Origin of the sequence: Exiguobacterium acetylicum (assembly GCF_019890935.1) — a bacterium.
In the GTDB taxonomy this organism is placed as follows: domain Bacteria; phylum Bacillota; class Bacilli; order Exiguobacteriales; family Exiguobacteriaceae; genus Exiguobacterium_A; species Exiguobacterium_A abrahamii.
Map to the genome: position 1 here is coordinate 1,959,372 of NZ_CP082333.1, position 15,044 is coordinate 1,974,415.

The following is a 15,044-nucleotide window of genomic DNA, read 5'->3' on the forward strand; positions in this document are numbered from 1 at the left end:
GATATATACATTTTCTGCTGTCACTTGTGCTTCGTCATTGAAATGCAACGATGAGTCCGATACAATGACATATAGATGAGAACAGCGTGTTTCAATAATGTTTTCGTATAGAGAGGAGACCGTTCAATGGCTAAATTTACGATTGTCGACAAAGATACTTGCATCGCTTGTGGTGCTTGTGGAGCAGCGGCACCAGATATCTATGATTATGATGATGAGGGTTTGGCGTATGTCATTCTTGATGATAACAATGGTACTGCCGAAATTCCAGAAGCATTATTCGACGATATGATTGATGCATTCGAAGGTTGCCCAACGGATTCAATCAAAGTAGCAGATGAATCGTTCGATGGCGATGCGTTAAAATTCGAATAAGTGCATAAAAAAAGATGTTTCCTCGCGAAGCATCTTTTTTTATTGGACTTTTTCTCATTCAATCTATCAATCATCTAAAAAAAAACCGGACATCGCCAATTGGCAACATCCGGTCTATGATTAGTAAAAATTTAGCGTTTTCCTTTGATATATGGTACACCGACAGCTTTTGGTGCATCCGCCCGACCAACGACACCAGCAAGTGCTAAGATCGTCAATAAATACGGCGCAATCAACAGATACACTTGTGGAATTTGATCGAGTAACGGCAATTGCTGACCGATGATCGAAATCGCTTGAGCGAACCCGAAGAAGAGGGCTGCCCCCATGGCACCGAGTGGATTCCATTTTCCGAAGATCATCGCCGCAATCGCGAGGAAGCCTTGACCGAGAATCGTCGTCACACTGAAGTTCAATGAAATCGACGTCGCGTAGACAGCACCAGCAAGACCGCCGAAACCACCAGAGATCATGACGCCGATGAAACGCATCTTCGTGACGTTGATTCCCATCGTGTCCGCTGCCATCGGGTGTTCTCCGACAGAACGTAAACGAAGACCGAATGGTGTCTTGAAGATGATGTACCATGCGACGAACGCGAGAACGATCGCGATATACGATGTGTAGTAGACGTTCGCGAAGAACATCTTCAAGACAGGAATATCGGACAAGAATGGCACGTTCTCTTTTGAAATCCGGTTTGGAATCGAATCCGTTTGTCCTTTATTGTAAAGCGCCCGGACGAGGAAGATCGCAAGACCGACTGCAAGCAAGTTGATTGCTACTCCAAGGACCGTTTGATCAGCCCGGAAAAGAATTGCTGGAATTGCAAGGAACAGTGAGAAAACTGCTCCGACGACGATCGCGATGAGCATAGCAAGCCAAGGACTCGCAGCACCCAAGCCCATTTTTGATAGAGTCAATGCCGTGACGACACCTGTGAAGGCACCCATGACCATTAATCCTTCTAACGCGATGTTGACGACGCCAGAACGCTCACTGAAAATGCCGCCAAGTGCTGCAATGATTAACGGAGCCGAATAGGCGAGTGCGATTGGCACGATGATATAAAGTACTTCAAGAAAGCCCATTATTGACCGGCTCCTTTCGCTTTTTTAGATTCTTTCTTAACCGTGAACTTCTCGATGACGAGACGAATCGCGTAACCTGAAGCCACGAAGATGATGATGAATGCGATGATGATTTTGATCAGTTCAGGCGGAATACCGATCTGTTGCATCGACAGACCACCGATGTTAAGTCCCGCAAACAGTAACGCCGCAAGAACGACACCGATCGGGTTATTCGCCCCTAACAAGGCAACCGCGATTCCGTCGAACCCTACCCCAGTGAAGGACGCATTCAATGTCATGTTTTGGAACGTTCCAAGACCTTCCATCGCTCCAGCGAGACCTGCAAACACACCTGAGATAACGAACGATAGGATGATGTTTCGGTTAACGCCCATACCTGCATACTCTGCAGCATTTTTGTTAAATCCAACTGCTCGGAGTTCATAACCAAGCGTTGTTTTCCACAAAATGAACCAGAAGACGAGAGCAGCGATGACAGCGATGAAAATCCCGTTATGCAAACGTGAAAAATCCGTCATCTCTTGTAAGAACGGTGACGCAAGGGATGCTGATTCCTTGACTGACTCCGTCCGCTCGTTCGTAATTCCGATGACGTGACGTAAAATATCATTCGTCACATACAATGCGATATAGTTCATCATGATTGACGTGATGACTTCATGCACATGGAACTTCGCTTTTAAGATACCAGGAATCGATGCCCAAAGTGCACCTGCCAAACCTGCTCCAATTAGAGCAAGCGGTAAATGAATCGCTGTCGGTAGATCAAACTCGATCCCGATCCAAACTGCGACCATCCACCCGACGAGAACCTGACCTTCGACCCCGATGTTAAAGAGTCCAGTCCGGAAAGCAAACGCGACCGCGAGACCGGCAAAGATCAAAGGTGCTGCTGCTCGTAATGTTTCACCGATGCTATATGGTTCGCCAAAAATACCATAGAATAACTGATCAAAACCGGCAATTGGATCGTACCCACCGATGAGCATGACGATCGCCCCAACGACCATTCCAAGGATGATGGAAAGAATCGGAATGAGGATGCCGTAAAAACGCTCTAACTTCATGAATGACCTACCTCCTCTTTCTTACCGCCGGCCATCAAGAAGCCAAGCTCGATCTCATTCGTTTCTTTTGGATCCAAGAAGGCAACTGTTTTTCCTTCGTAAAGAACGGCAATCCGGTCTGATACTTGAAGAATTTCTTCGAGTTCGAATGAAATCAACAAGACAGCGCGACCTTTTTCGCGTTCGAGAACCAATTGTTCATGAATGAACTCGATTGCTCCGACATCAAGACCACGTGTCGGCTGTGCTGCAATCAATAGGTCTGGTGAACGATCGACTTCACGCGCAATGATCGCTTTCTGTTGGTTACCACCTGACAAGGCACGAGCAAACGTCTCTGGACTTGGAGTTCGGACGTCGAACTTCTCGATGAGCGTTTTCGCTTTTTCCATGACTTGTTTATAGTTCATGATGCCTGCTTTTGAATACGGTTGTTTGTAGTACGTTTGTAAGACCATGTTATGTCCGATTGAATAATCGAGAACAAGTCCATGTTTATGACGGTCTTGCGGAATATGACCGACACCTGATTCCGTCACTTTACGTGGCTTCAAGTTTTTGATCGACTTATTGTTGAGGAAGATTTCACCACTATCCGCTTTACGAAGACCAGTAATGGCTTCGATCAATTCTGTTTGCCCGTTTCCGTCGATTCCGGCAATTCCGACGATCTCTCCAGCACGAATGTCGAGATTTAAGCCATCGACGGCTTTGATACCGCGACTGTCCTTGACGACTAGATCCTTGATGTCGAGAACCAGTTCTTGTGGAGTTGCCTTGGAATACTCCGCATTAAAGTTGACTTCACGACCTACCATCATTTCAGCAAGACGCGACTGTGTCATCGTCTCATCGATATCGACCGTTCCGATATACTTACCACGGCGAATCGTCGTACAGCGATCAGCTACTTCCATGATTTCCTTCAGTTTGTGCGTGATGAGGATGATTGATTTTCCTTCTGCAATCAAGCGATTCATGATTTGAATCAATTCCTTGATCTCTTGTGGTGTCAAGACAGCAGATGGTTCATCGAAGATCAAGATGTCTGCACCACGGTACAACGTCTTTAAAATTTCAACACGCTGTTGCATTCCAACTGAGATATCCTCGATTTTTGCATCAGGATCAACAGCAAGACCATACTGTTCAGAAATCTGGCGTACCTTCTCACGTGCAGTTGCACGGTCGATCTTAATTCCGGCACGTGGCTCTGCACCTAAAATGATGTTTTCAGTAACAGTGAAATTTTGAACGAGCATGAAGTGTTGGTGCACCATACCGATTCCAAGATCGTTCGCGACGTTCGGACTCGTAATATTGACTTTTTCACCACGTACACGAATTTCTCCAGCCTCAGGCTGATACAAACCAAATAAGACGTTCATCAGCGTCGATTTTCCGGCACCGTTTTCACCAAGTAAAGCGTGAATCTCACCTTTCCGAAGCTGGAGCGTGATGTTATCATTTGCGACGAAACTGCCAAACTCTTTTCTGATGTTTAGCATCTCAATGACGTATTCCAAGAAAATCCACTCCCATGTTTAGTTTAAAAGGGGGAGCCGCAATGCTAGCGACCCCCGCTTTCATTATTATTTCAGTGACGCTTCGTATTCTTTGTACTCGTCGTCTGTCGCTGGGACTTTGATGTCGCCATCGATGATTTGTTTTTTGTACTCTTCGACTTTGTCGAGCGCTTCTTTCGAAACGTTGTCTTTTGAAGGTGCGATATCAACACCGCCGTCTTTTAGACCGAATACAACTTCTTTACCAGCTGGGAAGTTGCCGTCTTTCGTATCTTTAGCGACTTGCTCAACTGCTGTATCAACACGTTTGACCATCGATGTCAATGTGACGTTCTCTGGCATACCTTCTTCGACTTGGTCACGGTCTACACCGATGACCCAAACATCTTCACCGTTTTTCTTACGGTTTTTCGCTTCTGTGAATACCCCTTGTCCTGTACCACCAGCTGCGTGATAGATGACGTCGACTTTTTTACCGTACATTCCTGAAGCGATCGCTTGTCCTTTTTCAGCAGCGTTGAAGTCTTCTGCATATTGAACTTCGATGTCAGCATCTGGATTGACTGCTTTAACACCTGCTTTGAATCCACTCTCGAACTTCTTGATCAAGTCAGAGTTAACGCCGCCGACGAATCCGACTTTATCTGATTTCGTCGTCAAACCAGCAACGACACCAACGAGGAATGAACCTTCATTTTCTTTGAAGACGATTGACGCGACATTTTTTTTGTCAACGACTTGGTCAACGATTGCGAAGTTATTATCTTTGAACTGATCCGCTACTTTACCGATATCTTCAGCCATCAAGAATCCGATACCGAGAATCAGGTCGTATTTCGCACGTGCTAATTGCTGAAGGTTCGGTTGGTAATCCGATTGTTTTGCAGATTGAAGATATTTGTAGCCAGTACCTTCTTTTAAGTCGTTTTCTTTTCCGAACTTTTGGATACCTTCCCAAGCAGATTGGTTGAATGATTTATCATCCACGCCGCCTGTATCTGTAACCATACCTACTTTAAAGCCGTCTGATTTGCTGTCGCTACCTGAATCTTTCGAATCGTCGTTGCCACCACATGCTGCAAGGACCGAACTCATTGCTAAACCTGTTGCTGCTAATGCGAGAAGTGACTTCTTTTTCATCTGGAAAAATCCCCTTTCGAATATGGTCATACAAAGTTCAAGACTACGTCTAGCACCCGAGGCTGGCGATGAGGAGCGTTACGTAGGTTATGACGGAAAGCGCTTTCAGTATTTATCCTAAAACAATGGCTCACACACGTTTACGGATGACGTGGAAATCAAACTTATCTGCTCGGAAATAGTTCGCTGAAAAAAGAACGGAACGGTCGAGCTCATCATAATGCGTTTGACGCAAAGCGAGCAAAGGTTGGTCCGTATGTAATTGTTCAGCGATTTTCGGATCAATACGTGGCTCGATATGCGTCACAGCATGCGTGACACGTCGTCCAAGTTCTTTTTCTAAAGCATCAAATAATGATGTCGAAGAGGTGAACTGCTCTTCATTTTTAATATAATGGCTTGGAATCTTATCGATACAATAGACGACAGGAACATCTCCTGCGAGTCGGATTCGTTCGATTCGATAAACCAATTCATCCGGACCAAGTTGAAAACGCTCTCGGTCGCGCTCAGTCGGTTGGACCATCTCGGATGATAACACTTCTGATGTCGGAACCATACCTGCGCGCGCAATCATTTCTGTTACGCTGTACAATTCTTCGATCCCAGAAGTAAACGGTGGTCTTGCATTGATAAACGTACCGACACCGTGTTTACGGATGACGATGTTCTCATCTTCAAGAATTCGTAATGCCTCTCGAAGAGTAGCTCGACTGACGCCAAGTTGCTTTGAAAGTTCAAACTCTGAAGGGAGCTTCTCGCCTTCCTTGTAAACGCCGTCATCGATGTCAGACTTGATCTTTTCAATCACACGTAAATAAAGCAAACGATGATCTAATTTAATCGACATGACGCATCTCCATCCTCTATCTAGTTGTAACCAGTGCTCAGACTTCTGACGTATGAGAACTCCAGCCAAGATAAGTATATGACGCCCAACACAATCCTGCAATCATTTTGTAACAGGTTAGAAGTCTGACTTCTGGCGCTTTTGTAACCCTTTTCATAACGCAATCAATAATGGAAGAAAATAGGGCATTCTACCTAAGAATGCCCCTTCTTTTTTCAACGCTTATTGCTCAGGTACTTCGATTTTTCCAGAAACGACATCTGTTTTTGCTTTCTCAAGCGCAGTCAACGTCTTCTTCGAAATTTTTTCAGATGGTACGATATCAACGCCATCTTCTTTCAGACCATAACGAATCGTTTTGCCGCCCTCGAGTTTACCATCCTTCGCTGCGTTTGCTGTATCTTCGACTGCACGGTCGACACGTTTGATGACAGAAGTTAATGTAACATCTTCCGGCATACCCTCTTCTTTTTGGTCTCGGTCGACACCGATGACTGAGACATTTTCACCGTTTTTCTTGCGGTTCTTCGCTTCTGTGAAGACACCGTTTCCTGTACCACCTGCTGCTGGGAAGATGATATCTGCGCCTTTACCATACATTCCAGCTGCGATCGCTTGACCTTTTTCTGGTGCTGCGAAGTCCTCCGCATATTGGACATCGATTTTAATCTTCGGATTGACGGATTTAGCACCTGCTTCGAAACCGGCACGGAAACGCTCGATGACGTCCATCTTCATCCCACCAACGAAACCGATGTGATCTTTTTTCGTCTCCATTGCAGCAACGATCCCTGCAAGATATGCTCCTTCATTTTCCTTGAATGTGATCGACGTGACATTTTTTCCTTCAACGACGTTATCAATGATTGCGAATTGTGTGTCTTTGAATTGATCAGCAACTGTTTTGATATCTTCGTTGAACGTGTTCCCGATTCCGAAAACTAAATCTTCTCCTCCACGAGCAAGACGCGATAGATTCGGTTGATAATCTTGTTGCGATTTAGATTGTAGATAAGAGAACCCTTCATTCTTTTGAAGTTTATTGTCTTTACCGTACGCTTGCAGACCTTCCCAAGCGGATTGGTTGAACGATTTATCATCGATCCCACCCTTGTCGGCTACCATCGCAACAGAGAATTGATCTTTTTGATCGGCTTTCTCACCTGAACCACCACAAGCAGCAAGACCAACTGTCGCTACTGACATCATCGATACGATTACCTGTTTCTTCTTCATTTCATCCATCTCCTCTGCAATTATGAGAGCGCTTTCATTATCTATTTGTGAAAAAGTCGCTCCCAGCCCTCGTATTGAAGGTCGGTCACTCATATGACTGAGTATGCCAAAAACACTACTGAAAATCAACAGACGTCTGACAACTATTTTCATGAAAGCGATTTTATTTTTGATGCACTCATTAATTTTCCCAGTCATTTCTATTTATACAAAATCATCATGTCTTTTTTTCATGTGTCTTTTCTTTTTTTCGAGACACCAGTTCTTATCTATACATTTTTTTAGAAAAGAAAAGGAAGCCATGGAATATTCCATGACTTCCTTTCTACTCGATTAACGTCCCATGACGCGACGTGGTTTAGATCCTTCAGATGGACCAATCAGACCGTTTTCTTCTAACGCATCAATAAGACGGGCAGCTCGGTTGTAACCGATGCGGTACTTTCGTTGAATCATCGACGTTGATGCCGTCTCTTGCGTCAGAATGAACTGGACGACCTCATCATAAAGTGGATCGTCGACTTCTGTTTCGCCCTCTGGTACATCTTTTGGAATCATCGCTTCAACATACTGTGCCTTTTGCTGACTGATGACATGATTGACGACCTTCTCGACTTCTTCATCCGATAAAAAGGCTCCTTGTACGCGGACCGGTTTGTTCATGCCGTTACCAAGTAACAACATATCTCCTCGTCCGAGCAATTTATCAGCGCCTCCCGTATCAAGAATCGTCCGCGAGTCGGTCGCACTCGATACACTGAATGCGATCCGCGACGGGATATTCGCCTTGATGACACCGGTGATGATGTCAACACTCGGACGCTGCGTTGCGATGACCATATGAATTCCTGCTGCTCGTGCCATTTGTGCAAGTCGCATGATTGCATCTTCGACTTCGTTTGACGCGACCATCATCAAGTCAGCTAACTCATCGACGATGACGACGATGTACGGTAATCGTTGATGCACTTTCTCCTCTGCGTTCATCTTATCGATCAGTGCATTGTAGCCTTCGATGTTGCGCGCTCCATTTTGACTGAAGATCTCATAACGACGTTCCATTTCCGAGACGACCTGCTTTAATGCCTGTGCCGCTTTTTTAGGATCGGTGACGACAGGTGCTAAGAGGTGCGGAATGCCGTTGTAGACGTTCAATTCGACCATTTTCGGGTCAATCATCATCAAACGGACTTCATCCGGTCGTGCCCGCATCAATATCGAGACAATCATCCCGTTGATACAGACTGATTTACCGGAACCCGTCGAGCCGGCAACTAAGACGTGTGGCATCTTATTCAACTTCGCTGTCACTGTCTCACCAGAAATGCTCCGTCCGAGTGCGACGAGCAAACGATCGCTGTCGGATTGGACGCTCTCCGCTCCTAGTACTTCTCGAAGTGATACCATGGCGACTTCACGGTTCGGCACCTCGATGCCAACAGCCGCTTTACCTGGAATCGGTGCTTCGATCCGGATATCTTTTGCGGCTAATGCTAGCGCTAAGTCATCGGCAAGTCCCGTGATTCGACTAAGCTTGATTCCTTGTTTGGGTTCAATCTCGTACTTCGTGACACTAGGTCCGAGATGAATCTTTAAGACTTTTGCTCCGATCCCGAACGACTTTAAGGTCGCAATCAATTTCGTCGCATTATCCTTCAGTCGTTTGTTCTCACCGGACAAATCTTTTGATGTCGGTTCTGCTAACAAATCAAGCGACGGCAATTGATAACCGTCGGGTGTCTCTGTCATCGTCAACGGTCCTTGTGTCTCCGCTGCTTGCGGTTCAACGTGATCCGTGAAACCGATGATTGGAACGTCTTGAATGTTAACGGACGGATCTTCTGCTTCTTGTTCCGTTTCGATCGGTTCCTCGACAGTTGCTGGTCGCAACGTCTTCGGTTTTTTCTCACGAACCGGTTTCGATTTCAACTCTTTTTCAACACGAGGACGAGGTTCCCGTTCACGATTGCGAAATTCTTCCACTCGTTCCCGTAATCCAAGCCACAGCTCTCCATAAAACGATGGGCGTAGGATATGAACGGCCGTTCCGATGAAGAACAGACCAATCAAGAAGGCACCCGCGCTCGAAATATAATAAGCTGCGTTTTGATAGAGCCATCCATTGAGAATACCACGCGGTGCTCCGAGCAATAGATCAATCCAGACGACTGAACCCATCAGTAACATCGACCATGCCCATTTCTGAGCACGCGACGCATTCGAGAGGAGTAAAAGTAGCACGGCACCGATTCCACCATATAATAAGGAACCGAACTGACCAATTAACCGCTCTCCTCCATCAGCTAGCGTCAGTCCGACTTTCCCGAACTCGCCGAAAGCGAGAACGAAAGCTAGTAATGAGACGATTGCGATGATGGTCGCATATGTACGATACGCAATCGGCTGACGTTGTTTCTTCGCTGCCGGTCGTTTCCGTGGCGGCGTTTTTTTTCGTACAGGTTTTCGTTTCGTCGTCGCCATACGTCATCCCTCCTGATAAAAAAACGGCTCAGTGGACCAGGTATTGGTCAATCTGAGCCGCTCGTTTGTTAAATCTCCATGATGATTGGAAGAATCATCGGGCGGCGTTTCGTCTGTTCATAGAGATAAGCACTCAGTTTATCTCGAATCAACGACTTCATCTCCGTCCAATCCAATTCTCCGTTTAATTTACCTTGTAGTTGTTTCGCAACGATTCGGTTTGCTTCGTTGATCATATCCTCTGATTCACGCATGTAGACGAATCCGCGAGAGATGATTTCCGGTCCCGATACGATCGTTTTGTTTTTCCGGCTGATCGTAATGACACAAAGGACGACACCGTCTTGCGACAACAAGCGACGATCACGAAGGACGATGTTTCCGACATCACCCACACCGATTCCGTCGATCAAGACGTTCCCGGCGTTCACTTTGCGTGACATCCGTGCTTTGCGCTTCTCGAACTCAACGACATCCCCATTCTCGATGATGAAGATGTTGTTCGCATTAACGCCAACCGTCTGTGCGAGACGACTGTGTGCCTTTTGCATCCGGAATTCTCCGTGAATCGGTAGGAAGAATTTCGGTTTGATCAAGTTGAGCATCAGCTTCAGATCTTCTGCATGACCGTGACCGGACACGTGTACTTTCCGTTGGTTGTAAATGACATTCGCACCAGCACGGAATAAGAGATCGATTGTTTTCGAAACCGACTTTTCGTTACCTGGAATCGGCGAAGCCGCAACGACGACCGTATCGTTCAAGCGAATATTGACTTGCTTATGTGCGTTACGCGCCATTCGTGTCAAGGCTGCCATCGGCTCACCTTGCGATCCTGTCGTCAAGATGACAACTTGGTTATCGTCGAGGCGGTTGATGTCAGATAGATCAATCAATGTTTTCTGTTTGAAGCGTAAGTAATTCAGACGCTGTGCCACTTCGACGTTATTGACCATGCTACGACCAACGACCGCTACTTTTCGATTGTTCGCTTCTGCTGCCGCAAACACTTGTTGTAGACGATGAATGTTCGAAGCGAATGAAGCGACGATGACACGACCTGGTGCCTCATAGATGACGTCGTTCAGTTCAGAACCGACGATCGATTCTGATCCAGACATCCCTGGTCGCTCTGCATTCGTTGAGTCAGACAGTAAGCATAGCACTCCCCGTTGACCAATTGCTGCAATCTTCCCGAAATCCGCCTGTTTTCCATCAACTGGTGTGTAATCGAACTTGAAATCCCCTGTATGGACGATCGCACCTTGAGATGTTTGAATACATACCCCGACTGCATCCGGAATCGAGTGGTTGACCCGGAAGAACGTAATAAAATGACCTGCAACGGTTAATTTCGTCTTGGCATCAATTGGACGAAGATCTGCCTTTTTCAATAAACCGGCTTCTTTTAATTTGTGTTCAATCAAACCGAGCGTCAAACGTGTTCCGTAAACCGGTACTTTTAAGTCACGCAAGACGTAACTGAGTGCTCCGATATGATCCTCGTGACCATGGGTAATGAAAATCCCTTGAATCCGCTCTTTGTTTTCTTTTAAATAACTGATGTCTGGAATGACTTTATCGATTCCAAGCATCTCGTCTCCTGGGAACATTAATCCGGCATCGATGACGAAGATGTCCTCGTCGAGTTCGACGACGTACATGTTCTTCCCGATCTCACCGGCGCCACCAAGAGCAAAGACGCTTACTTTTTCCGTCTTCTTCTTTGACACAACATGACCTCCTATAATTCATATTCACTTTTCGTGAGCCGTCCACTTATCACTATCACTATTCTAGCCGAATTTTCACAATCTGCCAACAATCGGACTAGGAAATCTAAAAAAAACGTCATTCCTGCCACATTACTCCAGGAATGACGTTGATCACGTATTCAACAAATCTTCGACTTCTTCCGTTCGTTTTGCTTTTTCCGAACGACTTGGACGTTCACCAGCCTTTAGTTCGTCGAGCGAATACCCAAACGTCATCTCAAAATGAGGATAGTCGACGAATCGTTTCCAATCGCCTCCCCATTCGAAACCGAGCGCTTTTCCGATGTCCGCGACTTCGCGCCAATCACTTTTCCCTGACCGATTCCCGTCATACTCAAGGTCATACGAAATCTGTCCATTCACGAGCTGAACGAAATCGACAGCGAGTCCATAATTGTGCATCGATTCACCACCTCGTGCATTCGTGACGACTTCCCCTGCCTCAGAACGTCCCTGTTCATAAAGCGCATTCTGTTGCTGAATCGAGCGGTATCCTTGCGTAATCTTGATATCGATATTGTAGCAAGAATGCGCCACACGGATCAGATCCTTTGCCCCTGCTTCAACAGCTGGGTGGAGACGCTTCAGGTTCGTCTCGCTTGCATTAATCAAACGATTTTCTCCCGCTACGTCCCGTGGACAACTATCAATCCCGAGCTCCGGTTGATCCATTAAAATCGTCGGCATCCGATTCATGGATGCCGCAAGAAACAATCCAATCGCAAACATCGTCAATAAAAATACGATCCAACCGAAGATTGTTCCCCGTTTCATCAGCGGCGAAGCTTCTTCCGAAGTTTTTGTAGAATCGGTAACCCAGTCTCAAGCAACAGATAGAGCGGACGATTGAGTACATAATCGAACTCACCGATTTTTTCAATCATCCGGCTGCCCCAACCAGATTTAAAGGCGTAGAGTCCCGCGTAATGATCATCCGGGTCTGTCGAACCACTGACTCCACCGAAGTCATAAGAGAGCGCGCCATGTTCTTTCGCATATTGCATCATCGTCCATTGCATCAAGTGGTTCGGCATGAACTCCCGATATTCGTTCGATGAAGCGCCATATAAGTAATACGAGCGACGACCAGCAAGCGTCAAAAGACCACCAGACAGGATGACACCGTTTGGATGTTTAGCAGCAATCGTCATCAGTTCTGTCTTCGACTTCTCTGCTTTTTCGATTTGTGCTGTCGTCTGCTCCAAGCGATTGTTTAAGCTTTTTAGCTTCTTCTCGGCCGTCTCTTTCTCGAGCTGACGATGAATTTTCGAGAGTTCCTTGTCAGCTTGAAGTAATAAGGCTTCTGTATTCTCAAGCGCACGAACGACATCGAGTTTCGTCAAAAACAAGACCGCATCCCCTTTTGGGTGAAGATGATCGTACAGATTTTCGAAATAATCCAGACCACGGATCGAAAAACCATCCCGTTCGCCCGTCTCGACCATCAGCTTCGCGAATGTCTTTAGCCCTTCGCGATCTGCTTGTTCACATACGATCCCTTTACGTTCAGCAAGGCGGACGTTGTAACGGAACTTCGAATGGAAACCGTCGAAGATCTCTTTTTCTGTCCCTACAAGACTCGTCTCCATCGTAAAGCGTGGTTGCGCATAGTCAAAACCGCCACCGAAGCCATTATGTTTGAAGCCAAGTCCTTGCATGTCTTGTAACAGACCAGGATATTCTTCCCGCTCGACGTTCGGATCAAATTTAATCGCAATCGCCTTCTGTTGTTTTGCGACACGAATCGCTTCGTCACGAAGGGCGCGAAGCGCGTCCGTATCCGTATAGTCGACGACGAAACCGCGCGGTGCATAACAAAGCGTGAACGGTAGCTTCGGTACTTTCTTGAACAAAAGAAGACCAACTCCGGCAATCTCACCGGAAGCCGTTCCGACCGCAATCCGTTCATGTGTCCACCCTGTCGCGCTTTTGACTTCTCCCCATGCCGGAAGCTGGAGTAAATCACCTTTTGGATGTGTTTTTACGAATGTTTCAAATTGATCTATGGTTACAACGATTGGTTGATAAGTCACTTCTGTTCCTCCATTTGCCGTATCATCTCTTTGACGATGATTTCCTCATCGAGCGGGAATTTCTCATCCCCAATGATTTGATATTTTTCATGACCCTTACCGGCTAAGATAACGATATTATCTGGTCGTGCGAGTCGTGCTGCGTAACGCACGGCCTCTTCTCGATCACCGATTTCAACGAACTGATCATGGGTCATCCCTTTGGCGATGCCGGATGTAATCGACTCATACGCTTCATATCGTGGATCATCCGTTGTGATGACGACGGTTCCTGCGTAGGTCGAAGCGAGTTCGCCCATTTTTGGTCGTTTCGTCACATCGCGATTTCCACCTGTCCCGATCAGGAAGACGATCTTTTCCTTTGGTACGTCAACGAGTGCTTTCAGACACTGTTCGATACCGTCTGGCGTATGCGCATAGTCGACATACACGTTATATCCTTCAATCGGCAAGCGTTGCATCCGACCTTTTGCCGGACGGATTGCTGAAATCGCGCCAGCAATCGTCGCTAGATCGTATCCGCAAGATAAGAGGATCCCTGTTGCAAGCAACAGATTGTAGACGTTAAAGCGACCAATGAAATTCGCCGTGACATCGACTTGTTCTTCCTTGTACAGCATCGTAAACGTCGTTTGTTGAAGCGACTGTTCAATCGCTGTTGCTCGGAGGTCAGCTGCGTTGTCGATGCCGTATGTCATGACACGAGCACCTGTCATCATCTCATACAGCTCGCTCGTCGGATCATCCGCATTCAAGACTGCGACTTTCTCTGTCGACAGCCGTTGACCGAGTTGTGCGAATAACAATCCTTTGGCACGCGCATAGTTTTCAAATGTTTTGTGAAAATCAAGGTGATCATGCGTCAGATTCGTAAATCCCGCAACGTCGTAATCGACACCTGTTACCCGACCAAGCTCTAATCCATGTGAAGAGACTTCCATGATGACATCTTGGACATCTTCTTCATGCATCTGATGCAGAAATGCTTGTAACTCGGAGCTTTGTGGTGTCGTATTGCGACTTGGCACGACGCGGTCACCAATCTTGACTTCGACCGTACCGATGATCCCCGTCTTCCGACCGAGGTGCGCTAATATATCACGAACGATCGTCGTCGTCGTCGTTTTCCCATTCGTTCCCGTAATACCAATCATCCGCATCTTTTCAGAAGGATAATCATAGAATTTGCCAGCCAACTCGGCAATGGCACGTGATGTACTACGAACAAGAATGACAGGAATCGACACATCGACCGGTTGTTCCGCGACGATTGCGACCGCTCCTTGTGCTTCTGCCTGTTTAGCATAGTCGTGTCCATCAACAGTATATCCTTTGATGGCGACGAACAATGTCCCCGGTTTAACATCCCGTGAATCGGTCGTGATGGACGTAACGTCCACCTCTACCATTCGTTCGATTTTTTGCGTCTGTATGACTTGAATCAATTCAGCTAAATTCAACGGTATT

Annotated in this window: 12 protein-coding genes; 1 reads left to right on the plus strand and 11 read right to left on the minus strand. The window is 46.5% G+C overall.

Annotation, left to right across the window (positions count from 1 at the left end):
• Nucleotides 1–126 precede the first annotated feature (126 nt).
• Nucleotides 127–375 carry a ferredoxin gene (locus K7G97_RS10315; protein WP_023468661.1) on the plus strand — a complete coding sequence of 83 codons (249 nt, stop codon included), beginning with the start codon at nt 127–129 and terminating at the stop codon, nt 373–375.
• Between the two features lie 131 nt (nt 376–506).
• On the opposite strand, the gene K7G97_RS10320 is transcribed toward K7G97_RS10315, so the two are convergent.
• The 11 genes from K7G97_RS10320 to K7G97_RS10370 form a co-directional block, all read right to left on the minus strand.
• Nucleotides 507–1,466 carry an ABC transporter permease gene (locus K7G97_RS10320; RefSeq protein ID WP_223040528.1) on the minus strand — a complete coding sequence of 320 codons (960 nt, stop codon included), beginning with the start codon at nt 1,464–1,466 and terminating at the stop codon, nt 507–509.
• On the minus strand, nt 1,466–2,536 hold the full coding sequence (locus K7G97_RS10325) for an ABC transporter permease (RefSeq protein WP_223040529.1): 1,071 nt from the start codon (nt 2,534–2,536) through the stop codon (nt 1,466–1,468). Before K7G97_RS10325 ends, K7G97_RS10320 begins: the two co-directional genes overlap by 1 nt.
• Nucleotides 2,533–4,062 (minus strand): ABC transporter ATP-binding protein, encoded by a 1,530-nt coding sequence (locus K7G97_RS10330; RefSeq protein WP_023468664.1) that lies wholly within the window; start codon nt 4,060–4,062, stop codon nt 2,533–2,535. The genes K7G97_RS10325 and K7G97_RS10330 overlap by 4 nt, the downstream gene beginning before the upstream one ends.
• Nucleotides 4,063–4,128: 66 nt before the next feature.
• Complete coding sequence (locus K7G97_RS10335) at nt 4,129–5,202, minus strand: BMP family lipoprotein (protein WP_195864798.1); 1,074 nt, start codon at nt 5,200–5,202, stop codon at nt 4,129–4,131.
• A 130-nt stretch (nt 5,203–5,332) separates the two neighbouring features.
• Nucleotides 5,333–6,052: a GntR family transcriptional regulator gene (locus tag K7G97_RS10340; RefSeq protein ID WP_023468666.1), complete on the minus strand. Its 720-nt coding sequence runs from the start codon at nt 6,050–6,052 to the stop codon at nt 5,333–5,335.
• 222 nt (nt 6,053–6,274) lie between these two features.
• A complete protein-coding gene (locus K7G97_RS10345) occupies nt 6,275–7,288 on the minus strand; it encodes a BMP family lipoprotein (protein ID WP_050677452.1) in 1,014 nt (337 codons plus the stop codon).
• Between the two features lie 333 nt (nt 7,289–7,621).
• Complete coding sequence (locus K7G97_RS10350) at nt 7,622–9,769, minus strand: DNA translocase FtsK (RefSeq protein ID WP_223040530.1); 2,148 nt, start codon at nt 9,767–9,769, stop codon at nt 7,622–7,624.
• A 68-nt stretch (nt 9,770–9,837) separates the two neighbouring features.
• Entirely contained in the window at nt 9,838–11,502 is a 1,665-nt protein-coding gene (locus K7G97_RS10355; protein ID WP_023468670.1) for a ribonuclease J, read from the minus strand.
• Nucleotides 11,503–11,655: 153 nt separating this feature from the next.
• The gene (locus K7G97_RS10360; RefSeq protein ID WP_230088526.1) at nt 11,656–12,318 is read right to left on the minus strand and encodes a M15 family metallopeptidase; all 663 of its coding nucleotides are present in this window, start codon (nt 12,316–12,318) and stop codon (nt 11,656–11,658) included.
• Nucleotides 12,318–13,577, minus strand: coding sequence for a lipid II:glycine glycyltransferase FemX (locus K7G97_RS10365; RefSeq protein ID WP_223040531.1), 1,260 nt, complete (start codon nt 13,575–13,577; stop codon nt 12,318–12,320). Before K7G97_RS10365 ends, K7G97_RS10360 begins: the two co-directional genes overlap by 1 nt.
• Nucleotides 13,574–15,037, minus strand: coding sequence for a UDP-N-acetylmuramoyl-L-alanyl-D-glutamate--2,6-diaminopimelate ligase (locus tag K7G97_RS10370; RefSeq protein WP_075642534.1), 1,464 nt, complete (start codon nt 15,035–15,037; stop codon nt 13,574–13,576). The genes K7G97_RS10365 and K7G97_RS10370 overlap by 4 nt, the downstream gene beginning before the upstream one ends.
• Nucleotides 15,038–15,044: the final 7 nt, after the last annotated feature.